Source organism: Brevibacillus fluminis (assembly GCF_052072235.1).
In the GTDB taxonomy this organism is placed as follows: Bacteria; Bacillota; Bacilli; order Brevibacillales; family Brevibacillaceae; genus Brevibacillus_D; species Brevibacillus_D fluminis_A.
Window position 1 is genome coordinate 4,937,530 of record NZ_CM125436.1, and the last position, 22,403, is coordinate 4,959,932.

Annotated in this window: 23 protein-coding genes; 5 read left to right on the forward strand and 18 right to left on the reverse strand. The window is 52.6% G+C overall.

The annotated features are described in order from the left end of the window. The first annotated feature begins 186 nt into the window (after positions 1 to 186). Positions 187 to 1,122 (forward strand): magnesium/cobalt transporter CorA, encoded by a 936-nt coding sequence (gene corA / locus ACTID9_RS24255; RefSeq protein ID WP_441067514.1) that lies wholly within the window; start codon positions 187 to 189, stop codon positions 1,120 to 1,122. Here the strand turns inward: corA and ACTID9_RS24260 are convergent. The 6 genes from ACTID9_RS24260 to ACTID9_RS24285 form a co-directional block, all read right to left on the reverse strand. Beyond that, positions 1,100 to 2,176, reverse strand: coding sequence for an HD-GYP domain-containing protein (locus ACTID9_RS24260; protein ID WP_441067516.1), 1,077 nt, complete (start codon positions 2,174 to 2,176; stop codon positions 1,100 to 1,102). The genes corA and ACTID9_RS24260 overlap by 23 nt on opposite strands. Positions 2,177 to 2,587: 411 nt before the next feature. Next, positions 2,588 to 2,890 (reverse strand): YunC family protein, encoded by a 303-nt coding sequence (locus tag ACTID9_RS24265; protein ID WP_441067518.1) that lies wholly within the window; start codon positions 2,888 to 2,890, stop codon positions 2,588 to 2,590. A gap of 69 nt (positions 2,891 to 2,959) precedes the next feature. Further along, positions 2,960 to 3,196 (reverse strand): DUF6154 family protein, encoded by a 237-nt coding sequence (locus ACTID9_RS24270; RefSeq protein WP_354094623.1) that lies wholly within the window; start codon positions 3,194 to 3,196, stop codon positions 2,960 to 2,962. A gap of 45 nt (positions 3,197 to 3,241) precedes the next feature. Next, a complete protein-coding gene (locus ACTID9_RS24275; RefSeq protein WP_441067520.1) occupies positions 3,242 to 4,675 on the reverse strand; it encodes a bifunctional metallophosphatase/5'-nucleotidase in 1,434 nt (477 codons plus the stop codon). Between the two features lie 77 nt (positions 4,676 to 4,752). Next, positions 4,753 to 5,577: a sulfite exporter TauE/SafE family protein gene (locus ACTID9_RS24280; RefSeq protein WP_441067522.1), complete on the reverse strand. Its 825-nt coding sequence runs from the start codon at positions 5,575 to 5,577 to the stop codon at positions 4,753 to 4,755. A gap of 19 nt (positions 5,578 to 5,596) precedes the next feature. Next, complete coding sequence (locus ACTID9_RS24285) at positions 5,597 to 6,454, reverse strand: DUF72 domain-containing protein (protein ID WP_441067524.1); 858 nt, start codon at positions 6,452 to 6,454, stop codon at positions 5,597 to 5,599. Between the two features lie 35 nt (positions 6,455 to 6,489). On the opposite strand from ACTID9_RS24285, the gene ACTID9_RS24290 reads away from it, so the two are divergent. Then, on the forward strand, positions 6,490 to 6,933 hold the full coding sequence (locus tag ACTID9_RS24290; protein WP_441067526.1) for a M67 family metallopeptidase: 444 nt from the start codon (positions 6,490 to 6,492) through the stop codon (positions 6,931 to 6,933). 123 nt (positions 6,934 to 7,056) lie between these two features. Then, positions 7,057 to 7,545, forward strand: coding sequence for an Lrp/AsnC family transcriptional regulator (locus ACTID9_RS24295; RefSeq protein WP_441067528.1), 489 nt, complete (start codon positions 7,057 to 7,059; stop codon positions 7,543 to 7,545). A 104-nt stretch (positions 7,546 to 7,649) separates the two neighbouring features. Here ACTID9_RS24295 and ACTID9_RS24300 read toward each other — a convergent pair whose 3' ends face one another. After that, on the reverse strand, positions 7,650 to 8,201 hold the full coding sequence (locus ACTID9_RS24300; RefSeq protein ID WP_441067529.1) for a chromate transporter: 552 nt from the start codon (positions 8,199 to 8,201) through the stop codon (positions 7,650 to 7,652). Next, on the reverse strand, positions 8,198 to 8,815 hold the full coding sequence (locus ACTID9_RS24305; protein WP_441067531.1) for a chromate transporter: 618 nt from the start codon (positions 8,813 to 8,815) through the stop codon (positions 8,198 to 8,200). The genes ACTID9_RS24300 and ACTID9_RS24305 overlap by 4 nt, the downstream gene beginning before the upstream one ends. A 295-nt stretch (positions 8,816 to 9,110) precedes the next feature. Here ACTID9_RS24305 and ggt point away from each other — a divergent pair, with 295 nt between their 5' ends. Further along, entirely contained in the window at positions 9,111 to 10,715 is a 1,605-nt protein-coding gene (ggt, locus tag ACTID9_RS24310; protein ID WP_441067533.1) for a gamma-glutamyltransferase, read from the forward strand. 74 nt (positions 10,716 to 10,789) lie between these two features. On the opposite strand, the gene ACTID9_RS24315 is transcribed toward ggt, so the two are convergent. The 9 genes from ACTID9_RS24315 to ACTID9_RS24355 all read right to left on the reverse strand — a co-directional run bounded on the left by ACTID9_RS24315 (position 10,790) and on the right by ACTID9_RS24355 (position 20,397). Then, the gene (locus ACTID9_RS24315; RefSeq protein ID WP_441067535.1) at positions 10,790 to 11,233 is read right to left on the reverse strand and encodes an OsmC family protein; all 444 of its coding nucleotides are present in this window, start codon (positions 11,231 to 11,233) and stop codon (positions 10,790 to 10,792) included. 28 nt (positions 11,234 to 11,261) lie between these two features. Continuing rightward, positions 11,262 to 12,842 carry an SPFH domain-containing protein gene (locus ACTID9_RS24320; protein ID WP_441067537.1) on the reverse strand — a complete coding sequence of 527 codons (1,581 nt, stop codon included), beginning with the start codon at positions 12,840 to 12,842 and terminating at the stop codon, positions 11,262 to 11,264. A 17-nt stretch (positions 12,843 to 12,859) separates the two neighbouring features. After that, positions 12,860 to 13,372: an NfeD family protein gene (locus tag ACTID9_RS24325; RefSeq protein WP_441067539.1), complete on the reverse strand. Its 513-nt coding sequence runs from the start codon at positions 13,370 to 13,372 to the stop codon at positions 12,860 to 12,862. Positions 13,373 to 13,731: 359 nt separating this feature from the next. After that, a complete protein-coding gene (locus tag ACTID9_RS24330; RefSeq protein ID WP_441067541.1) occupies positions 13,732 to 14,853 on the reverse strand; it encodes a DUF418 domain-containing protein in 1,122 nt (373 codons plus the stop codon). Positions 14,854 to 14,859: 6 nt separating this feature from the next. Beyond that, a complete protein-coding gene (locus ACTID9_RS24335) occupies positions 14,860 to 15,678 on the reverse strand; it encodes a suppressor of fused domain protein (RefSeq protein WP_441067543.1) in 819 nt (272 codons plus the stop codon). Between the two features lie 194 nt (positions 15,679 to 15,872). Further along, complete coding sequence (locus ACTID9_RS24340) at positions 15,873 to 17,105, reverse strand: aminopeptidase (protein WP_441067545.1); 1,233 nt, start codon at positions 17,103 to 17,105, stop codon at positions 15,873 to 15,875. 264 nt (positions 17,106 to 17,369) lie between these two features. Beyond that, complete coding sequence (locus ACTID9_RS24345; protein WP_441067547.1) at positions 17,370 to 18,068, reverse strand: hypothetical protein; 699 nt, start codon at positions 18,066 to 18,068, stop codon at positions 17,370 to 17,372. 282 nt (positions 18,069 to 18,350) lie between these two features. Continuing rightward, positions 18,351 to 18,977 carry an STAS domain-containing protein gene (locus ACTID9_RS24350; RefSeq protein ID WP_441067549.1) on the reverse strand — a complete coding sequence of 209 codons (627 nt, stop codon included), beginning with the start codon at positions 18,975 to 18,977 and terminating at the stop codon, positions 18,351 to 18,353. Between the two features lie 394 nt (positions 18,978 to 19,371). Continuing rightward, positions 19,372 to 20,397: an NYN domain-containing protein gene (locus tag ACTID9_RS24355; RefSeq protein WP_441067551.1), complete on the reverse strand. Its 1,026-nt coding sequence runs from the start codon at positions 20,395 to 20,397 to the stop codon at positions 19,372 to 19,374. 336 nt (positions 20,398 to 20,733) lie between these two features. On the opposite strand from ACTID9_RS24355, the gene ACTID9_RS24360 reads away from it, so the two are divergent. Next, positions 20,734 to 20,925 (forward strand): tyrosine-type recombinase/integrase, encoded by a 192-nt coding sequence (locus ACTID9_RS24360; protein ID WP_441067553.1) that lies wholly within the window; start codon positions 20,734 to 20,736, stop codon positions 20,923 to 20,925. A gap of 57 nt (positions 20,926 to 20,982) precedes the next feature. On the opposite strand, the gene sufB is transcribed toward ACTID9_RS24360, so the two are convergent. Next, positions 20,983 to 22,380 (reverse strand): Fe-S cluster assembly protein SufB, encoded by a 1,398-nt coding sequence (gene sufB, locus ACTID9_RS24365; protein ID WP_441067555.1) that lies wholly within the window; start codon positions 22,378 to 22,380, stop codon positions 20,983 to 20,985. Positions 22,381 to 22,403 lie beyond the last annotated feature (23 nt).

A 22,403-nucleotide genomic window follows, 5' to 3' on the forward strand; every position in this document is an offset into this window, starting at 1 on the left:
CATCCAAACTATTTCATTATTTTAGCAGTGCATATTATTAGTAGCAATTACCAATTTTCCTAATTCACATTTTGTTCATCATTTGTCGAATTCGAACGAGATTCGTCGCTCAAGACATCTCTCCTTACAACAAATGGTATACTGATAACTGAACAAGGGATTGTCCACGGAAGGATGCTGCATGTAATGAAAATTCGACTGGTCCAAAATGGGCTGATTACCGTAATCGACGATATCGACGAAACGATTTCACCGCCCGACAACGGCTTTTACTGGATCGAGGCCGGCCTGTTTGATTTAGACCTGCTCCAGCAGCTTTTCGGCCTGCATGATCTGGCGATTGAGGACTGCATCGATGAAGAAGAGCAGCGCCCCAAGCTGGAGCAATACCATAATCATTATTTTATCGTGATCAACAGCATCCAATTTACGAATCGCGAAATCTTTTTGCGCGAGGTGAACCTGTTTCTCGGCGAGCACTACATCATTACGATCACCAAGCATCCGGTTGACGAGATGCAGCGCATGCCGGCCCTCTTGCGGGAGGAGGAAGTGAATGCTGCCGACCTTTTTCTCTACCATCTGGTTGACCAGATCGTCGAATCGTATTTCGATGTCATCGACCAAATCGAGGTCATGCTGGAAAATTTGGAGGAACAAATCCTTTTGAACACACAAAAATCCCAATTGAACCAAATCATTGGGCTTCGGCGGGAGATTTTATATGCGAAAAAGATGATCGGGCCGCAGCGAGACTTGATCGCCGCGCTCAACAAAAAGGAGCTTGTGCTGATCGATGACAAGCTGCAAAAGTATTTCGGCGACATTCACGAAAACGCGGTTAAAGTGGCGGAGAGCTTCGAAACGTTCCGCGATTTGATCGCCAACTTGCGTGAAGCGTACCAGTCCGCCCTGTCGGGTCGCGCCAATGACATCGCACGGATTTTCACCGCGCTGACCACCATCTTCATGCCGCTTACCATCGTAACCGGCATCTACGGCATGAACTTTACCAACATGCCCGAGCTGCATACCCGCTACGGCTATTTTATCGTCCTTGGCTTCATGTTTTTCCTGGCGCTCGGCATGTACCTCATTTTTAAAAAGAAGGACTGGCTATGACGGTGGCGATCGGATTGGATTCCGCGATCATCAGGTGCAGCTGCTTGCTCAAATCGACTTCCAGCGGGTGTTCCAGCGCCCGCTTTTGCGCGTCCTGAAGCAGCCGGATAATCGGCCTGCTGGGCAGCCCCTGATTGTATCCGGTGACAACACCGCTCTCTCCGGTATCGAGCGTAACGGACAGGCCAAGCGGGTACAACGCGATCGTATTGCGGAACGCTTCGACGATCTTGTGATCAAAATGTTTGTCCACGCCGGCATACAGCAGCTCCATCGCCACATGCGGCAGCAGCGCCTGCCGGTAGACCCGATGGGACGAAAGCGCATCGAACACGTCGCAGACGGTCAAGATCCGCACGTACGAATGGATTTCGTCCCCTTTCAGCTGCTGCGGATAACCGCTTCCGTCCAGGCGCTCATGGTGCATCAATGCGCACTGGGCGGCAAACTGCATCATGCTGTCCCCGTTTTTCATCAGCTCGTAGCCCAGCTTCGCATGCTGCTTCATGATTTCGTATTCTTCCTCGGTCAAGCGCCCCGGCTTTTGCGCGATGTTTGCGGGAATCATCATTTTGCCGACATCGTGCAGCATGGCCCCCATGCCGATTTTCACCAATTCCTGATCGCGCAGCCCCATTTTCCATGCAACCGCAATCGTGTACAAGGTCACGTGAAACGAGTGGGAAAAATGATAATGATCCACCGCGCAGCTCGTTCCGAACAAATTGAGCGCCGCCCGGTTTTGACTCAGCTCATCGATGATCGCGTTCATCACCTGCTGCAGTTTGGCCCCCAGCTCATCTTCGGAAAAGAGCGTTTGCCACTGCTGCGGCTCTTCGGCCACCCGGCGAAACGTCTGCTCGATGAAGGCCAGGGTCTTGATCCGCGTTTCCTCGCTGACAATCTCATCTACATTGAGCTTGTCGGTCCATTCATCCTCTATGTAAATCAATTCAATATGTAAACGAACCAGTCGTTCTAGCATCGCCTCTGTGATGACGGCACCTTGTGCCAATAGGACGGCGCCGTTGTCCGCGTAGATGGTTCGAGCCAATTTGGCCCCTGGTTGACATTCTCGGAGTGTAATCAACCGCATCACATCGACACCTTTCCCCATGAGATAATCTTAATTATATAGAAATATCTACCATAGAAAATAGTGCTAGGAGTTCATTTCGTGAACCTATTGTGAGGATTTGTACAAAAAAACAAACCGCCCCTGATTTTTGATTCAGAGAGCGGTTTGTAGTAAGAGCTGTCGATTTTTGGATTGGCTCTTTTCGCAAATTTTGTTGCTATTGCTGTTGTGGAAACGTGTGTTCTATAATGAAAATCAGGAAGTCTATAGGATTTCCATTTACCGTGAATGCACGCTTCGCTTGGTACTATAAATATCAAGCAACTCACGGCTTTTCTAAAAGCAACAATTTCTTAGAAAAGAGCGTCTTAGAAAAGAGCGTTTGGATTAAAACATCTTGCGGATCGCATCGCGTCCGGTCATTCCAGCCGTGATTCCCCGTGATTCGGCTGTCGCCGTAACCGATTCCAGCGGAGCGTCAAGCAGCTCGTCGATCGTTTTCACCCCGACGGCGCGACCCGCGAGAATTTCCCGGCTTGCCAGACGGGTATTCAACAATCCAATGTCCAAAGCCCCGCACATGATGTACCCGTGATCGGTTGAAACCGATAGCAATGTCGTTTTGGGCAAATAGACGGTTACGGCTGTCGCCGTTCCTTCTTCAAAGCGAATGGGTTTTACCTCAATCATTCTTGTTCCCTCCTCCGGCTGCGCGCTCTTGCGCGTCTATTGCAGGATACGCAGGGAAGTGACCGCTGGTTAATGCAGGACATCGCGGGGGCGCTCATCCTCCATCGCGACTTTGCGTTTCAGCACCTCGATGAAATAGTTCGCCACCATGTGGAAGACCTCTTCCTCCTCCATCTCATCAATCAGCTGGTACAAGTCATCGGCCGACTGTTCCTGCAGCGTACCGACGACGATGGCGATAATGTCTTCTTCCGCCCCGTTAAAATGGCCCCGGTACATTTCATACAATTGGTCAACAAAGCGCATCGAACTACCACCTCGACACTTAGCTTTCCCCAAATCCTAGAAAAGTCAGCAGCGAGTATAGCGCGGCGTGAAGCTTGTTTGCACGATCGCCTCATTGCCCAGTGTGGCAGCAAGCACTTCCCGCAATACCTCTGGCAGAAAAAAACGGGTATCCTCCCCGTCCAAAAGCTCCGGCAGCAAGCGCCGGTTGTACATGAACATGTCGACTGTCGCAACCCGGTAAGCTCGAGCGGGTTCCAGCGGATGACCATCTATTTTGATTTGTTTGATTGTACGGTCTGGTGTATCCCTATATTCCACCGTCATGCCATCGATGCCCATCCAGCCTGCCACTTTGCCGCGAAAGCCGAAGCCGCGCAGCTCTTTGTGGATAAAATCGGGCTGTATCGCCCGTTCCATCACTTTGGCGAGCTGTGCGCCCGTCAAGGTGACCACGCACGGATTGATCGGGTGCGGCAGGCAGCGAAGCAGCTCCAGCTTGGTAACCGGACCGGCCGGCAACCCCGTCAGCAAAAGTCCGCTGTTCGCCATCCCCACGTCCGCCTTTGTCCAGGCGCGGATGCTCGCCGCAAGAAATGTGGCAAACGGGCTTTCTTTTTCCCAATCCAGCTGAAAATCAACGGGCAGCTGCGCCACGGTATTCGTGAGCAGCTCCTCCGCTTGCCGGAACTCCTGCGCGAGAAAAGCGCGGACCGCTGTATCCTCGGGATAATCGAGCGGATCGAGCACTTCCGCATTGGCTGCCGTTACCCTGCTGCTCTGATGATCGATGGACAGCGTAATATGCCCGACCCGCTGGCCGAATTTGCCGGTCTGGGCAATCAGCGTCGAGCCGACCTGCTGGCCGTGTTCCAGCAAATGATGCGTGTGCGCGCCGAGAATGACATCGATCCCCTCGATTTGCTCAGCCAACTCCACATCCAGCTGATACCCTAAATGAGAGAGCAGCACGACTGCATCCACATGCGGGCGAAGCGCCGCGACCTGCTCAAGCAAAATGGCTCCCGGCGCCAGTGCGTCCCAGCCGAGTTGCCGATAAGCGGGAGTAAAAGGAGCCGTCACGGCGAGGATGGCAACCTGCACGTCGCCAAAGCGATGAATCGCATGCGATACCGCCCAGGGAGGAATCTCCCCCGTCTGCGGCTCGCGCAAGTTGCTGAGGACGACGGTAAAATCGGCTTGCTGGTACAGCTGATTCAGCTGCGCCTTCGTCAAGGTCAGCCCTTCATTGTTGCCGATGGTGGCGTACTGATAGCCGCTCCGATTCAATATTTGCGTATTCGCTTTGCCCCACGTCGCCTCGGTCGGCTCGCTCATCCGGTCCAGATGATCGCCGATATCGACCGTCAGCACATGCTCCCCCTGCGCTTCCCACCGGCTGCGCTCTTCCTTCAGCAACGCGGCAATATGCGGCATTTGTTCAAAGTGGCTGTGCAAATCGTTCGTATGCAAAATATGTAAGGTACAGGTACTCGTCACGCGGCTCCCTCCCTTCACTCTTATCCTATTCATGGAAAATGGGGTCGTGCCGTCATTTTACACGCTGCTTTTTTCTCTTATTTGCCTACAAAATATTCCGTTATCATTTGCACGGCAATCGCGAGAATCAAAATGCGCAGCAAAAAAACAAGCGTGCGCCCTTTCAGCCGCGCAGCGATTTTGGCCCCGAGCACGCCTCCTGCCAAAGCCCCCGGCGCCAGGGAGAGCACGTAAAGCCATGCCACCTGATGATGCATGATATTGGTGATGCTGCCGACCAGGGAAGAGAGAAAAATGACGCACATCGAGGTTGCAGTAGCCATATGCGGAGGAAAACGAAACAGGATCAGCATGACCGGCACCATGAGAATGCCGCCCCCCACACCGAACAGAGAGGAAACATTGCCGACCAGAAACGCAAGCAAAATGGAGAGCCATCGGCTGTAGCCGTACGTGTGGGTTGTTCCGCTCTCGTCCACATATGTTCGGTTGACTTCCCATTCCACATGGCGCGGCTTCAGCTTGTCCTTCACCATCATCAGAACGAACATGGCGAGCTGGAACAGGCCGAATACGAGCGAAAATGTATGAGAATCGAACAGCTTGTTCAAATAGACGCCGGTGATCGCCCCGGGGGCGCTCCCGCTAAAGAACAGCAAGGCGCTTTGGATGTCTACTTTTTTCTGTTTGAGATACGTAACCGATGACGACAGCGCCGTAACCACGATGACAAACAGCGAAGTGCCGGCCGCCAGCTGCGGCGTCATCTCGCCGGGATCATAATGGTTCACAACATAAAGCAGGGCAGGTACAAAAAACATTCCCCCGCCCATGCCGACCAGGCTGCCGATGATGCCTGCCAGCAAGCCGATCAGCAAAAACAAGACCGCGATGGTAATCATGATGACACGTCCACGTCCTTTAGAACAGCTCCATTTGCCGAGGGTTCAGCCCTTCCGGCTCAATGTGTAGTATCTCCATAAACCGCTTGGCATTCGCGACGGCGTCCCCGCCCGAGTTGTTGTTGAACAGGATGCAGACTTCCTGCGCCTCCTCGCCAAGCGTCCGGATTCGCGGCGCCCATTCCTGCAGCTCCGCTTCATTATAGCGATACAAATACCGCACATCGCGCCAGTGTTGTCCCTCTCCTGCTTCGCGCCAGCCGGCGTTGTTCCGCCCGTGAAACCGGACGAGCGACAGCGCTTCGTTGGTGACAGCGGGAACGATCGGCACGCAGCCATTCCCTGCCTGTGGCTCATCGCACACAACATGGATCGCCCCCAGCTCGCGCAAAAACGAAAGCGTCTTGTCCCGATAGGGCGGCGCAAACCAGCTTTGATGGCGAAACTCGACTGCGACGCTGTACTGCTGAAATGCAGCCACACAGACTTGCACATACCGGACATGCTCGCGCTTGCAGTCGAACCACGGCGGGAACTGAAACAGGAGCATCTTCAGCTTGTTGGCCCAAACGAGCGGCTGAATGCTCTCCTCGAACTGTGCGAACAATTCTTTACGGTCGACCGTCTGCTCACCGCGCTGATGACCGGTCATGCCTTGATGCGGCTTTACGATGAACCCGAATGAGCTGGGTGTGTCGCGCGCCCATTTCTCATAATTTTTTTGTGGTAAAATGGCGTAGAACGAACTGTCCACTTCCACGATGGGGAAATGGCCTGCGTATACCGACAGCTTGTCCTGGCTGCGCACGCCCTGCGTGTACAGCTCATGATGATCGCCCCAGCCGCAGACGCCTACGGTCAGTTTGCTAGTTTCCATCACGTTACATCCTTTGTCACAAGGAGATCGAAATCATGCTTTCTTCCATTATGGGCGAGCCCTTTACCACTAAGCATACCAGACTCTGGATGGATCGAAAAGTCTACGAGCGCTTGCTCGATGCAGGCCAAACTGCACGCCCAAGAGAATTCGCCGCCTTGCTGGGAGGGACGGGCGCGCACATCACCGCCAGCTTTTCGCCTTCGCAGCTGGCAGCTGACCGCACTTCCTTTCACTGGGACGGGCCAACGCTTCTCGCCGCTTTGCGCGAGATCGGGCAAAGCCAGCTGCAATGGCTCGGCGTCTTTCATACGCATCCGCTGACCCCTCCGCTCCCTTCTTTCGCCGACCATGCCGGCTGGCATTATCCCGCACTCAGCTACTGGATTCTTTCGCTTGCGGGAGTGGAGCCAAAGCTGCGCGCGTACCAGATGACGGAAGGCGTGTTTCAGCCGCGCTCCTTTATGCTGGTCGACTGATCAGCTTCCTACCGGAGTCATTGCTTTTGCAATCGCATTCCGCTATAGTTTTTCGTATCGAAAGTGAACATCGGCTTTCGCTTACCTTTTGCCAAGAAATCTTCTTTTACAGGAGGCCCGCGCATGATCTACGAATACTCAGAGGCGAATGGCATTCCCGAGATGGAACTGGACGACATCGATAAGCAAATTCTTCAGGAACTGCATAACAACAGCCGCATCTCATACACGGATCTGGCGAAGCAGATCGGCATTTCCCGCGTTGCCATTCAGGCGCGCATCAGCGCATTGGCCGAATCCGGGGTCATCGAACGTTTCACCGTCGTCATCAACCCGACCAAAGTCGGCATTCAGGTTTCCGCCTTTTTCAATGTCGATATTGAGCCGAAGCATCTGGATGAAGTGGCTGAAAAGCTGTCGCGCGAGCCCGCGGTGACAAGCCTTTACCATATGACAGGGCCGAGCACCTTGCACATGCACGGAATATTCAAAAACATGCAAGAGATGGAAAACTTTTTGCTGAACCGCCTTTACACCTTGCCGGGGATTATGCGCGTCGAATCCCAGCTGCTGCTGAAGCGATACAAGAGCAGAATGGGCATGAAGCTGTAACGGGAGCCTCATGAAAAAGTCCCCTTCCGCACAAGCCGGCCGGGCGAATGTACCCGACAGACCGTACAGAAGGGGACGCAGCGTCTCGCGATGGTCGCTAACGCTCACGCCACCGAATGGGAAAGCACGAGCCCGCCATAAACGAACGCAAGCACAATCACGACGGCAGGGTGGATTTTCCATTTCGTCAGCATCAAAAAGCTGACCGCAGCGATGCCGAGAAATTGCACCCACCCGATGGAATGAAAAGACACCAGCCCCATCTCCCACGTGAGCAAAAGCATCATGATGGCGATGACAGGCTGCACCAGCAAGGTCATCCCTTTCACCGCATCCGAGCTGCGGTAGCGATTCAATAGCCGCAGCAGGAAGATCAGCGCCAGTATGGAAGGCACGACCGTGGCTGCCGTCGCTACCAGCATGCCGAGCCACCCTGCCTGCTGATAGCCGACGAAGGCAGCGATTTTGGTTGCGATCGGACCCGGCAAGGCATTGGCTACCGCGAGCATGTCGCCGAACTGCTCATTGGTCAGCCAATGATAATGGTTCACGATCTCCTCCTGCATCAGCGGAATCGACGCTGGCCCTCCGCCATAGCCAAGGATATTGGCCATAAAAAATCCCCAAAACAGATTCATCAAAAGCAGAAAGCTCATAGCGGCACCCCTCCGTTCGACTTCGTCGTTTCTTTCGGTTGCGCTTCTTCATGTCGCCGCTTGATCCGGTTCATCACGCGCAAATGAAAGGCGCCGTATAAAAGAAACGCGGCAACGACGATGGCCGGATGCAGGTCAATCATCGACAGCAGCAAGAACGCAAGCGCGGCAAAGCACACGCTGGCCGCTTTCCCCAATCCCTTCCACGCCTTCATAAAAAACTCATAGGCCATCTGGGCCAGCATCACGGCGATGACGGGTCGCACCCCCTCGATCATGCCGACGATGACCGCCGAATCTTTCAAGGCATACAAAATCCCGAGCAAAGCTACCATCGCCAAGTTCGTCGGCAAAATGTGAGCCAGAACCGCGACGATCGCACCGAGCCCTTTTTTCTGCTGATAGCCAAGATAGGCAGCCATTTTGGTTGCGATCGGCCCGGGCAGCGCATTGGCCAGCGCCAAAATCTCCCCGAATTCATCTTCGCTCACCCATTTGTATTTGTTCACCGCTTCATGGCGAAACAACGGCATGACAGACGGCCCGCCACCGTACCCGACAATACCGGTCCGCACCATGGCGATGACGATCTCCCGATATGGAGCAACTCCCATCTCGCCCTCTCCTCCCCCTACGTTCTCTCAAGAACATTATGAAACCATTTTTCGATTATAAATTACGTTATGAATAAATATATCCAAAAACAATTTCGTATTCAACAATAAATTCGATATTGACTTAACAAAAGAAATATGCGAAATTCATTTACAGAAAAATAAGAAAAACTTCTTTCAGAAGTCAGTCCCAAGAAGCATATCCTTCGATCTGTAGAAGTTTTTCTTCCGCTCCAGAATTTATAAGCGCAAGCACTTATAAATTCTTATCCGATCAAAAAGGGGGACTTCTCGTATGGCTGATCGTCCGGCAAGAAATCCGCGAGCGACACGCTCTGTTGTGCACGCGCCAAACGGAATGGTGGCGTCAAGCCAGCCATTGGCATCAGCGGCAGGCCTGCGCATTCTGCTGCAAGGAGGAAATGCTTTTGACGCCGCTGTTGCGACCGCCGCTGTCTTGACGGTGGTGGAACCGATGCAGACCGGGCTTGGCGGGGACATGTTCGCGCTTCTTTATAACCAGAAAAATAAAAAGGTGGAGGCCCTAAACGGCAGCGGCCGCGCGCCGCAAAAAGCCACCCGGGAGTTTTACCGTTCCAAAGGATTCTCGTCGATGCCTAAGAGAGGCATCCTTTCGGTCACAACGCCCGGAACCGTCGATGGCTGGGCCGAAATTCTCGAGAAACACGGGACCATGACGTTCGCACAAGTTTTGGAGCCCGCGATTGAGTATGCGGAAAAAGGGTTCCCGGTTTCCGAAATCATCAGCAACCAGTGGAAGCGCGAGGAAGCATTGCTGCGCGCTACATCGGCTGCAAGCGAAACGTTTTTGCTTGATGGGCGAGCGCCGCGAGAAGGCGAGCTGTTCGTCAACCCGCGCCTGGCAGCGACATTGAAAGCGATCGCTGCTGGCGGCCGCGATGCTTTTTATAGAGGAGAAATCGCCCGCAAAATCGCTGCTTATATGGAGGAGCACGGCGGACTGCTCACGCATGACGACTTGGCGAGCCATTCCTCCACATGGGTCGAGCCGGTCAGCGTAACATACAAAGGCCATCGCGTTTACCAGCTCCCGCCGAACGGGCAAGGCGTGGTCATGCTCAACATTTTGAACATCATGGAGCAGTTCGACCTGTCATCCATGCCGCACAATTCCGCTGACTATGTGCATGTTCTGGCGGAAGCGACAAAGCTGGCGCTCGCAGACCGCGATCATTTCATCTGTGATCCGGCGTTTTCCGCCATTCCGCTGGATCAGCTCCTCAGCAAGGAATACGCCGCAGCGCGCAGCCAGCTCATCTCCATGGATCGCGTCATCAAAGAAACCGGTCCCGGGCTGGAGATGAAATCCGATACCGTCTATTTCACGGTCGTAGACAAGGACCGCAACGCGATTTCCTTTATCAACAGCGTTTTTGACGGCTTTGGCTCCGGCATCGTGGCTGGGGACACCGGGATTGCCCTGCAAAACCGCGGTTCCGGCTTTTCGCTCGAGGAAGGGCATCTCAACCAATTGGAGCCCGGCAAGCGGCCGCTCCACACCATCATTCCGGCGATGGTCACAAAAGATGACCAACCGTTTTTGTCCTATGGCGTCATGGGCGGCGACATGCAGACCCAAGGACAAGTCCAGGTGCTGCTAAATCTGCTTGCGTACGGCATGAACATTCAGGAGGCGGGCGAAGCGCCGCGCATGCGCTACCTGCACCAGAACCATGAGCTTGCGCTTGAAAGCGAGTTCGCCGGAAGCGTCCGGTACGGCTTGATCGAAAAAGGACATAAGGTCGTATCGTTGGTCGACTGCTTCGGCGGCTTTCAAGGCATCCTGATCGATCCGGCGACCGGCATGCTGCAAGGCGGCTCGGACCCACGAAAAGATGGGTGCGCGATCGGGTATTGACAGGCATAACATGAAAAAAGAATGTGCTGGCAACGTCGGGAAACCATCCCGTTCTTGCAGCACATTCTTTGCTTTTACACGACCTCGATGCTCGGCTCAACCGTTACCGCCACATTGCCGCGCAATGCTTTGGAAATCATGCACGCCTGTTCGGCGCGATGTGTCGCTTGCTCCGCTTGTTTCACCTGCTCCTCGTCCGCATCCGCGAGCAGCAGATGCGGGCGATGGATGATTTGTTGGAAGCTTTGTTTGCCGCCTTCCACGACGACGATCCCCTCCGACTGAAGCGTGAGCGATTTCACCGTGAGCGTACGCCTCTGCAAAATGGCGGCGAGCGTGATCAGGTAACAGTTCATCGCTGCACCGATCAAAAGTTCCTCCGGATTGGTGCCAACTCCTGGCCCATTCATTTCGCTCGGAACGGAAATCGCCGTTTTCAGCCCTTTGCCACTCAATGTGCCCGTACCAGACAGGCCGCCTTCCCATGTCGCCTTCAGTTGAAACCGATGTTCCTCCATGTCCTCACCCTCAACCTTTTTCTCCAGTTTACTCTTCCTTGCGAGGTTGCTCAACGCCTGATTGAGGAGGAACAGCGCTCTTTGCTTCCTTTGGCTGCCGTGCAGGCTCCTCCGGGTGTTTTCCCTGTGCGGCCGCTTCCGCCGCGTTCGGTTGTTTCATGAATCGCCCGATCATCTCGTTCACGTCCAAACCGGAAACATCTTTGAGCATTTCCGGCAGTTGGGACATCAGCTTCGTCACATTGGTGCTCAACCGATTGACGCCGTCGCCTTGCCCGTTGCCCGTGTCGATGATCGTCACCTTGTCGATCGCCTTCATCGGTTCTGCCACTTTCGCAGCCAGCTCCGGCAGCATCTTCGCCACGATATCGAGGACCGCCGCCTGCCCGAATTTCTCGAACGCTTCGGCCAGCTTCTCTTTCCCTTCCGCTTCCGCCTCCAGCTTGAGCCGCGTTACCTCGGCCTCAGCCGTACCTTTGGCTTTTTCGGCTTCGGCGATCGCCAAACCGTCCAGCCGCTTTTGCTCCGCTTTTGCTTTCGCTTCCGCTTCAATGCTGTATTTCAAAGCGTCCGCTTCCCGCATTTTTCTCGCTTTTTCCGCTTCCGCCGCCTGCTCGACCGCATAGCGTTCCGCATCCGCTTTCTTTTTCACTTCCGCATCGAATTGACGCTCGCGGCGCAAAATTTCTCGCTCTTCCAGCTCGATCTGCTTTTGCTTGCGCACGATGTCAATCTTCATTTCTTCCTCGGTGACCTGCTGCTTGGATACGGCCTCCTGCAGCTTGTAAGCCTGGTCCGCTGTCGCCCTCGCCCGATCCTGCTCTTGCTTGAACTCCGCCACCTTCAACTCTTTGTCCTTTTCTGCTTCAGCGATGTTCGTCTCTTTCAACAGCTCCGCCTTTTTCGCCTCTTCCTCTGCCTTGGCCTGACTGATCCGCGCTTCCTTGTCCGCTTCCGCCTGCGAAATCGTCGCATCGCGCTTCACAGCGGCGATTTGCGGAATCCCCAACGCCGCGAGATAGCCGTTTTTGTCGCGAACATCTTTGATGGTGAAGCTGACGACGGTCAGCCCCATCTTTTTCAAGTCTTTTGCGGCAACGCCCTGTACCTCTTGGGCAAAGCGCTCGCGATTTTTGTAGATTTCCTCGACGGTCATGCTGCCCAGGATCGCGCGCAGGTAACCTTCAAGCACTTCCTGCGCTTCCGCCTTCAGCGCGTCGTTTGATTTGCCCATGAACTGCTCCGCTGCGGTCGCGATGTCTTCGATCGAGCCGCCGACCTTGATGATCGCCGTCCCGTCCGCCATTACCGGCACGCCTTGTTCGGTATAGACTTCCGGCGTCGACACGTCCAGCTTGTGCGACAGCAGGCTCAAGAAATTGGCTTGCTGGAAAATCGGGAGAATAAACGTACCGCCGCCGCGCACGATCTTCATCTTGCGGCCCGATTCGTCAGACAGCACATTTTTTGTCCCGAGATAGCTTCCGGTGACAATCATCGCTTCATCGGCTCCGACGGTTTTGTATCGTGCCCAAAAAGCGATCCCGATAACAACGAATATTGCAACGATTGCGACTAACACGACCAGCGTTACCGGCTCAAAATTCATGCAACCACCTCATTTTTTTATTGATATGGCACTACGTACAGCACATTTTCTTTTACCTCGACCACGACGATTCGCGCGCCTTCGGCAATCGTCTCCTGCTCGAAGCTCGCCGCGATGTGATTCGTCACACCATTCACCATCGGGATCAACACTTCGCCATAGCCTGTCGCCGGAACGGTCACCAGCACGTCGCCGATTTTGCCCTGCAGCTCGTTCATGGAGTATCCGGTCGAAGCCTCCGCATTCTTCATCGGCTGAATCCACAGGAAATACGAGGCGATCGCCACCGCCACGCCGCCCAAAGCGGCCAACAAATACACAATCCCCGGCGAAAAACCGCTGAAACGCCACAGAAGAAAACCTAACCCGCCGAATGCTGCGGTTCCGCTTACCCACATGAGCGGGTGTAGCAGAGGTATCTCGACATGGCCGAAACCGTGCAGGGAGATGTCCGCGGCAAACAGCACAAAGAGGGAATAAATCAGTCCGAATCCCAAACAGCCGAGAAACAACCATTCCTGCCAGACCATCCAACAGCCTCCTTTCCAGTTAGTTATTTCCATTAGGTAATACGAGTTGGGGGTGGGGAAAGTTTCGACAATTTTCCTATTTTGTGGGCTGCTGGTGGGCTTTGGCTGTCGATCGGGGATTTTTGAAAAAAACGGCACTCCGCTCTTACAATGCCTACTGGGGGTCGGGGAGTGGCAGGCATTGTAAAGGCTGCGTGCCGTTTTTTTCAAAAATCCCTTCGCTGCGGGGGAAGGACACCATTTGCTTAGATTGGAAAAAATAAAAAAACCCCTATGTCAAAAGCTCTCATAAGCCTGGACATGGGGAACATGATCATCTCTTTTAGCAAGCGGATTCTGATAGTTTCATTATCAGCAATCTAAAAGCGCTTCAACTGCTGCGGCTTGCCGTACGTACCGATGCGCCACAGCCACTCTACGGGGCCGAACCGGTAATGCGCGAGCCACAGGCGGGCACACCATAGCTGCACGGCGAACAAGATGAGACATAGAATCGTTCCGGTCACTAGCGTCAGCTCTGCGCCAGCCAGCTGAAAGCATGCTACAAGCGCCGTCCAGGCTAGCGTCTGCGTCAAATATGTGGTGATCGCCAGCTTGCCGATCCTGGCAAACATTGCAAAGCGCTTTTGCCAGGCAGGGTGCTCTAGCAGAAGCATGAGGGTGGTTACATAGAACAGCGCCAATGTTTTCCCGCTGAAAAACACCCATGCAAAGGCCGCATTCGTGCCGTACGATTCGCTTTTGAAAAAGGCGAGGAGAATCAGGAACCAGGAGGGAAGCGTGGCGATGAGGCCGGCTATCTGTAGTACGCGTAAGGGGCGGCGGAAGCGGTCGATTTGCGTGAACACCTGTTTTTTGCCGCAGTATAGGCCCAGCAGGAACAGCCCGAGAATTTCGGGAAGCAGTTGTGGTGCCGCACTGATTTCGTTTCCGAATACATACCAGATCGTATCCCATCCATTTTGCCAAAATCCTGCTTTGTTCGACGGCATTCCGCTCGCGCCCCCGACATCCAGATTCATCATCGCGAGAACGACCACCGGCAGCATGGAAAACGCCAGCAAGCCGATCGCCATCCCCAACACGCTGCCCTCGCGCTTGCGGTAAAACGGGAGCAGAAAAAATCCGATCGCCGCATACAAATGCAAAATGTCCCCGCGAAAAAACAGCAGATGGACAACGCCAAACAAAAACAGGACCAGCAGACGACGCGAGAACAGCAGGTTTACCTGTTCCCCGCGCTTACCCGCCCGATCCATGAATACCCAAAAGCCGACCCCGAACAAAAAGCTGAAGATCGTATAAAATTTGGTCTGCACAAACAGGTCAAAAAACAGGCGCACATACGCGTCCGCGCCTGTAAAACGGGGTGGCATGTACGCATACTCCGGCATGTTCACCAGCAGGATGCCGAGCAATGCCACACCGCGTATCACATCAAGGGAATAGATTCGTTCTTGCTCGGAAATGGAGGGCTGCACGCGTGATCAGTCCTTTTCGCTCATGATGGAATCCGCCTCGATGGCCGATGCGCGGAAAAAGTCGATGGAATTCACCTCACGCTGGACGAACAGCGCCTCCAGCGCGTCCGGACCATGTGCCTGCAAATACTCGTATTCGCTAGGCGAAATGGCATGCAGCATCAAAAAGCGAACCACTTTTTGTCCATCGGTAAAATGGCTGAAACTCTCTTCTTCAAACAGCGGATGGCTGGCGTACAGATAAGTGAGTGCAGAACCTGGCACAATCGGGCCTTGCAGAGCAAAGGCGAGTCCCGGCTGCAGGCTGCGCCCTGTTTGGACAAACCGGCTGCTTGCCTGTGCCGCGACGTGAGCCAGATGGACGGCAAGCCCCGTTTCCCGCTCTGCGGAGTACAGGATCAATTCCACGCCGCCGCTCATCGATAGACCGCAGGTGGCGCTCACCCAAAAAGCCCGTTTGCCGACAGGCGGGAACTGCAGCACCGCGAATTTGCCCTCCTCCGTCTCCTCTTCCACCGCGATCTGCGCTTCTGTATGGAAATAGCTCCTGTAATGAGTGACAATCTCTTCCGGAAGCGACCGTTCCTGCTCCGGTTGGGCAACAACCGATGCTTTTTCCTCGTGCTCGCCCCGCTCTCGCACTGCTCCTTCGCTACGCTGCGCCGCTTCTTTTTGATTGGCGTCTAGCGCATCGTTGGCCTCGCGCTGCATAGGGACGTGCTGGCCCGGAGCGGATGTGTCGTTTCTCCGCTTTTGCCATTTTATCGTGTAGTAAATCATCGCAATCGCAAACAAAATCATGATGACAATATGTGCCGCAGTCAAAATCAAAAACCTCCACGTTGTTCGACCATTTCTTTTCATCATACCACAAGCTGGCGTCGGCTGCTTTCCCCAACGCACAACAGGGTGCCGCTGCCGGGGAATGTGCTTCCTCGCAGCCATGGATGGATCGCAAAAAAAGCAATACCGCATGCGCTGCTCAAACGCTCGCGGTATTGCTTGTAAAGTAGTTCTGGTTAAAACGCCCAGTTTCCGCTGCGGAAGATCGGCTCCAGTTTCCCGTCGGCCGTCTCGCCATCGATGTCCATCTCTGCCGATCCGATCATGAAATCGACATGGCTCAAGCTTTCGTTGAGACCGCGCTTTTGCAGCTCCTCTTCGCTCATGTCAGCGCCGCCTTCCAGGCAAATCGGGTACGCCCGGCCAATCGCCAAATGGTTCGAGGCGTTTTCATCGAACAGGGTGTTGTAAAAGATTGTATTGGACTGCGAAATCGGCGATTGGTGCGGCACCAGCGCTACCTCCCCTAAATAATGGGAGCCTTCATCCATATCGACCAAACGCTGCAGCGCCTCTTGGCCCGCTTCCGCCGTAAAGGAAACGATCCGGCCTTTTTCAAAGGTGATGCTGAAGTTCTCGATCAGATTGCCCTGGTAGCTAAGCGGCTTCGTGCTTTTGACGACACCGTTGACCCCTTCGCGGAACGGAGCCGTAAACACTTCCTCGGTCGGCATGTTTGCCGTGAAGTTCACGCCATCTTTGTTTACGCTGCCGCCCCCGATCCACAGGTGACCTTCAGGCAGCTGGATGGTCAGATCGGTTCCCGGCGCCTTGTAATGCAGCGCACGGTATTTTTTTTCGTTCAAATGGGTGACCTTGGCGCGAAGCGTCGCCTTATGCTCCTTCCAGGCCGCAATCGGATCGTCCAAATCGCAGCGGGTCGCCTTGAAAATCGCATTCCACAAAGCAGGGATGCGTTCGGCTTCCGGCAGATCAGGGAAAACGAGGGCCGCCCAAGCAGCAGATGGCGCTGAAATCACCGTCCAGCTCACCTGGTCCGACATGGTATAATTCCGATACTTCTCCATCGCCTTCCCCGCCACCCGATTGGCTGTCGCAATCCGCTTGGAATCGACGCCCTTCAGCAGGTTAGGGTTGGAAGCGACGATGGACAAAAACGCCGCACCATTCTCCGCCATCTCCTCAAAGCCTTTGGCACGCCACATCGGGAACTCCTCGAACGCTTCGTCTGGCGCCAGATCGTACCGCAACCGCGTCAGCTCGTCATCATTCCACTCAAAATGCACATGCTTCGCTCCCGCCTCATACGCTTTACGAGCGATTTTGCGCACCAGCTCGGCGGAGCCGATCGCTGCGCTCACGACGAGCGTTTGTCCTGGCTGGATGTTTACCCCTACTTTGACAACCAATTCGGCATAACGGTCTAACATTGTTTCGAATGAATTCATATCTGATTCCTCCTTTGTGCGATTTTTTGCTGTGTTATCATGTGATGTTTATGTAGGTTCCTCGATTTATTTTGGTAAAAAATATTCTATTGGATGATTCGCTAGTAAGGTTCGTAAATCCTTCCTCACATATAAGACCACACTCTAGTTTATCCTTCACACTTGCAAATTAGTGCTGTACGTCCACTCATTCAATAGGGAAACAAAATAAAAAACCCCACCGTAATGGTGAGGTTAAAAGACGGAGTAGAATTGTGTCCATGCTTAGTTCGCTACATTTTTGGCAATCGTAATCTCGCCGACAGGAGGAATGGTAATCATGTAGTCAACAAACTGGAAATAACCTGTTGCAGATATGATCATCAAAGAAAGCGAAATTGTGCCACCTATTCCGGGATTTCGGTTAGTAATGGTCGCGGTGTTTTCCGGCGTTCCGGTTGCAATATTCACATATGCGGATGGGGCGTAGCCTGCAAAAGTATAGGTTATGCCCGAAGTGGCCGCAGGCGCATGTAATTGCGGATTCAAGTCAGCCGGATTATCTGAAGTTACAGACCCATCCGTCAACAACGCCACAGCATTGACCACGTCGATCATCCCGGCGATATCGTCCGCTGTATCTAACATGAACATTCCGCCAGCATCCTCAATCGCACTGCGGTACAACGCCTCGTTTTGCGGAATTGCGGTTGCAAGCCCCGTCGCTTCATTCAACTGAGCCACGGTTATCGTGTTGCTTTGCCCTGTTGCTGCATCCACCGCCATAATCGCGACGACTTTATTGACGCCTGCCTGGATTTCCTGGCTGGTCAACGGTGCACCTTTTTCTTGGTATTCGGCAGCTACCTCCAGCTCGACTTCAGCCAAATTATCTTCCGTCACTCCCGTAATACCGGCATCGGCAAATACCGTTTCATCTACGGTCCATGGACCTGTGGAAGCCTCATTGTTAATCCTTGTCAAACTGTTTACACCGCTATTCTCGTCTTATCCCTTCCGGATTATCACGAGCCTACACCGTGCGGGCGCCTTTCAGCGCACACGGCGTTCCATCAGCCGTTGCATCTCAATCCTCCTGTTGTTCTGACTCGCTTATTTCCCCAAAAGAAGTGTAGCAAACAGCCACTAAACAAATTCTGAACAATAAAAAATATTTGTAAATGTCTGTAAATGCTTACACTTATCCTCTATTCTCTGAATAAAAAAAGAAACACGCCGCTACGGAACCGACGTGTTTCTTCCTCCCTAATGACCGGTCAGTGACGCAAGACCGACCTGCTCAACCAGCCGTTTGCTTTCTTGATTCAGGTTGCCGATCGTCACTTTTTTATCGAGCTGCTCATATTTGCGAACGATTTTGGTAATCGCCTTCACCGCCGAATGATCCCACACATGCGACGAACCAAAGTCAATCGTGACCGAATCCGGGTCATTTTTGTAGTCAAACAAATCAACAAAATGAATCATCATCCCGAAAAAGAGTCGCCCCGAAATCCGGTACACCTTCGCTCCATCGCCATCAACTTCCCCATGTGCCCTGATTTTCGCCGATTTCCACTCAAAGACAAGCGCACTCATCCCGACTCCGGCTACAACGCCGATCGCCATATCGGATGTAGCCACGACAGCGAGCGCAAGCGAATGCGGCAGCAAAAACCATAGCGCTTCTAACGACAAGGTGATGTCGGGAATGTGGAAAAACGGCAATGTTTGCGTGATCTCCCCCATGTCCCCTACTGTGCACAGATCCAGATTCATCGAGATGGACAGGAGCGTCATCATGATAATGGCCACCGACGCAGAAGGAACAGCCTTGGTCAGCAGCGGGAACAAATACACGACCGCAAGCGTTCCGGCAACCATCAGGTACATTTGCCAGCCTGCTCCTGCGAAATTGGGCAGCTGCAACGTAACCAGTTTACCCGTCGATATGTTATGACAATTTCACCCGATAACGCTCACTTACCATCGCAGTGACATCGTCAATGAGCCGTGGCATTAACCGCAGTCTCCGGTGTTCCCCTTGCTGATCATACTGAGTAAACATGGAATACGGTACCTGATGCTTTGCCGTATCGCGTCATTCAATTACGTGACATTGCATTCCTTATCAGAGCGTAGACAAAGCAAAAAGGCAGGGAAAAATCCCTGCCTTCTGCGAACGAAAGTAAATATAGCGAAAGTTGAAACGAACGGAAGCTATCAACGAAAGAGTTGCTAGCGAATGTATTTCTTATTTTACCAATCCTAGCCAATATGTCAAGGACTATTCTGTACCACTTGCCGCTTGACTGACTCCTTCCTTAACCTCAGCAACTGCCACTTGAGATGCATCACTGATTTTGGCCAAACCATTGGCAGTTAACTTATTGCTCGCCTTATTACTTGTTTGCTTTGTTGCGCGGTGATAATACTCTTTAGGCTGTTTTTCTATCAATTTTTCCACTTCGAGTCGTTCAATCAACTGGCTTCCTGTGTCTTGTGGGATGCCAAGTTCCTTTTGGAACAGATCTTTTAACGCTGGATCACCAAGGAATTTAGAGTTGTCCGTTATAAATTTGTCCGTCCATCCTTTGATAGCTTTGAGAGCTGGCTCGATTAATGAATCAAGGTCATACTCTTTTGCTTCGATCCCCAGGAAATCAAGGAGATCTACATAATGATGAGCATAACGATTCATGTCGAACTGTTTGGATGTTGCTGAAGAAATGGAATAGAGTTCAACACGCTTCCCTTTATACATCAGTCTGCTCATAATAGGGATCATGTCGCTGTCTGCCGTTACAAACACAAAGCAAGAGATATTCGGATTTTCATTGCAAAGTTCGATTGCATCCAGGCACAATTCTATGTCAGATGAGTTTTTCCGACCTTGCTCTTTCTTCCCGTTTGCATACACGTGCCGAATCTGAATGCGCTTTTTCTGAAGGCTAGTCAAGTTTGACTTTATTTGCTCATAATCTGCGTACGCTTTGAAAACACGTATGTTATCCCGGTTGTATGTAGCAGTTAATTTTTCAAACAGATTTTTGGACTCGTCAGAGCAATCCGGATCATGCATGTAACCCTTGGTTAGTGTCCAATAAACATTGTCATAATCAACGAATATTGCGACATTGTCATACATGGAACTCTGGTTAAACTGCCTGATCCCATTAAATAAAGGCGCAATTAATGATTGCTGCATAGCATCTGACATAATGCTTTGAATTTCTGCGGCAGCAAGTTCATTGCATTGCGCCATAGTGGGCATTTGGACAACAGGAGATTGAGTTTTCCCAGTATCTCTCACAGCATTTCACCACCAATAGACGAATTTAAGGTTAGGGCTTTCTTCTTAGAGGATACCATTCAATTCCATTTCAGTCATCCAAAGTATCAGAATATTAGTCTAAAACTTCCGATTGCCTCCTCCCACTGTAAAAGCGTTACATCGTACCACCGCAGAAGGGCTCTGCGCAATCTAATAAGAAAATCGTTTCTTTAGATTTCCCTAGCAAAAGATCCTCCGAAATTTTGGGAGGGTTACAAAACAAAGTCGCTCGGCGACCGGAATGGTTTCCCTTATGGGTGGGTTCGATCCATCAACACGACGGCCGCTGGCTGCGGACCAAAGAGGTTTGTAAACGTGCTAAGCTCCCCTCACGCCCTAAGGCATACCCATGCCGTCCATTTGCTTGAAGCCGGTGCAAATATAAAATACGTGTCCGAGCGACTTGGCCACGCGAGCGTCAAAGTCACTGCAGACACGTATTTACATGTTACCAAGAAAATTGAGGACGAATCTCTATCCCTTTACGAGCGATACGTCAAAATTTAGGGGGCAAAATGGGGGCAAGCCCATTTTAGAAGCCCGGAAACCCTTGTGGCGCAAGGGTTAACCGATACTTCCTTCCATCTCAAACTTAATCAACCGGTTCATCTCCACCGCATACTCCATCGGCAGCTCTTTCGTGAACGGCTCGATGAAGCCCATGACGATCATTTCTGTTGCTTGCGCTTCGGTCAGGCCGCGGCTCATCAGGTAGAACAGCTGATCCTCGGAAACTTTGGAAACCGTCGCTTCATGCTCCAGCGTGATGTTGTCGTTCATGATCTCGTTGTACGGAATCGTATCGGACGTGGATTTGTTATCCAGAATCAAGGTATCGCACTTGATGTTGGACTTGGAGCCTTCCGATTTACGACCGAACTGCGCGAGACCGCGGTAGGTTACTTTACCGCCGTCACGGGACAGCGATTTGGAAATGATGGTGGACGTGCAATCTGGCGCCAGGTGAACCATTTTCGCACCTGCATCCTGATGCTGTCCTTTACCTGCTACCGCGATGGACAATACAGTCCCTTTTGCGCGTGGTCCTTTCATGATGACCGCAGGATATTTCATCGTCAGCTTGGAACCGATGTTGCCATCGATCCATTCCATGGTTGCGTCAGCATACGCAACGGCACGCTTGGTGACCAGGTTGTATACGTTCGCGGACCAGTTTTGGATCGTGGTGTACCGGCAGCGCGCGCGGTCTTTTACGATGATTTCCACAACTGCGGAGTGCAGCGAGTCCGTGCTGTAGATCGGCGCTGTACAGCCTTCTACATAGTGAACGAACGAATCGTCGTCACAGATGATCAGCGTACGCTCGAATTGGCCCATGTTTTCCGAGTTGATGCGGAAGTAGGCTTGCAGCGGAGTTTCCACTTTTACGCCTTTTGGCACGTAGATGAACGAACCGCCGGACCATACTGCCGAGTTCAGCGCTGCGAATTTGTTATCTGCAGGCGGAATGACGGTCGCGAAGTATTCTTTCACGATGTCTGGGTACAGCTTCACTGCAGAATCCATGTCGCAGAACAAAACGCCCAGTTTTTCCAAATCTTCCTGCATGTTGTGGTAGACAACCTCAGACTCGTACTGAGCGGATACCCCTGCGAGGAATTTTTGCTCGGCTTCCGGAATACCCAGCTTGTCAAAGGTAGCCTTGATTTCATCCGGTACTTCATCCCAGCTGCGTCCCGCTTTTTCGGACGGCTTGACGTAGTAGGTGATGTCATCGAAGTTCAGTTCATCAAGATTGCCGCCCCATTTTGGCATCGGCAGGCTGTAGAAAGTCTCCAGCGATTTGAGGCGGAATTCGAGCATCCATGCTGGCTCTTCCTTAATTTTGGAAATCTCCTCGACGATTTCGCGCGTCAAACCTTTTTTCGTCCGGAAAATCGATACGTCCTTATCATGGAAACCGTATTGGTAATCCTGTAATTCAGGGGCTTTTTTCGCCATGGTACTCACTCCTTTTTCTTGTT

Excerpts from the sequence above, each read along its gene's own strand:
- corA (WP_441067514.1), top strand. The coding sequence starts at position 187 with ATGAAAATTCGACTGGTCCAAAATGGGCTGATTACCGTAATCGACGAT.
- ACTID9_RS24265 (WP_441067518.1), bottom strand. The coding sequence starts at position 2,890 with ATGATTGAGGTAAAACCCATTCGCTTTGAAGAAGGAACGGCGACAGCC.
- ACTID9_RS24270 (WP_354094623.1), bottom strand. The coding sequence starts at position 3,196 with ATGCGCTTTGTTGACCAATTGTATGAAATGTACCGGGGCCATTTTAAC.
- ACTID9_RS24280 (WP_441067522.1), bottom strand. The coding sequence starts at position 5,577 with ATGATTACCATCGCGGTCTTGTTTTTGCTGATCGGCTTGCTGGCAGGC.
- ACTID9_RS24285 (WP_441067524.1), bottom strand. The coding sequence starts at position 6,454 with ATGGAAACTAGCAAACTGACCGTAGGCGTCTGCGGCTGGGGCGATCAT.
- ACTID9_RS24290 (WP_441067526.1), top strand. The coding sequence starts at position 6,490 with ATGCTTTCTTCCATTATGGGCGAGCCCTTTACCACTAAGCATACCAGA.
- ACTID9_RS24295 (WP_441067528.1), top strand. The coding sequence starts at position 7,057 with ATGATCTACGAATACTCAGAGGCGAATGGCATTCCCGAGATGGAACTG.
- ACTID9_RS24300 (WP_441067529.1), bottom strand. The coding sequence starts at position 8,201 with ATGAGCTTTCTGCTTTTGATGAATCTGTTTTGGGGATTTTTTATGGCC.
- ACTID9_RS24305 (WP_441067531.1), bottom strand. The coding sequence starts at position 8,815 with ATGGGAGTTGCTCCATATCGGGAGATCGTCATCGCCATGGTGCGGACC.
- ggt (WP_441067533.1), top strand. The coding sequence starts at position 9,111 with ATGGCTGATCGTCCGGCAAGAAATCCGCGAGCGACACGCTCTGTTGTG.
- ACTID9_RS24315 (WP_441067535.1), bottom strand. The coding sequence starts at position 11,233 with ATGGAGGAACATCGGTTTCAACTGAAGGCGACATGGGAAGGCGGCCTG.
- ACTID9_RS24320 (WP_441067537.1), bottom strand. The coding sequence starts at position 12,842 with ATGAATTTTGAGCCGGTAACGCTGGTCGTGTTAGTCGCAATCGTTGCA.
- ACTID9_RS24325 (WP_441067539.1), bottom strand. The coding sequence starts at position 13,372 with ATGGTCTGGCAGGAATGGTTGTTTCTCGGCTGTTTGGGATTCGGACTG.
- ACTID9_RS24340 (WP_441067545.1), bottom strand. The coding sequence starts at position 17,105 with ATGAATTCATTCGAAACAATGTTAGACCGTTATGCCGAATTGGTTGTC.
- ACTID9_RS24350 (WP_441067549.1), bottom strand. The coding sequence starts at position 18,977 with ATGTACCTGATGGTTGCCGGAACGCTTGCGGTCGTGTATTTGTTCCCG.
- sufB (WP_441067555.1), bottom strand. The coding sequence starts at position 22,380 with ATGGCGAAAAAAGCCCCTGAATTACAGGATTACCAATACGGTTTCCAT.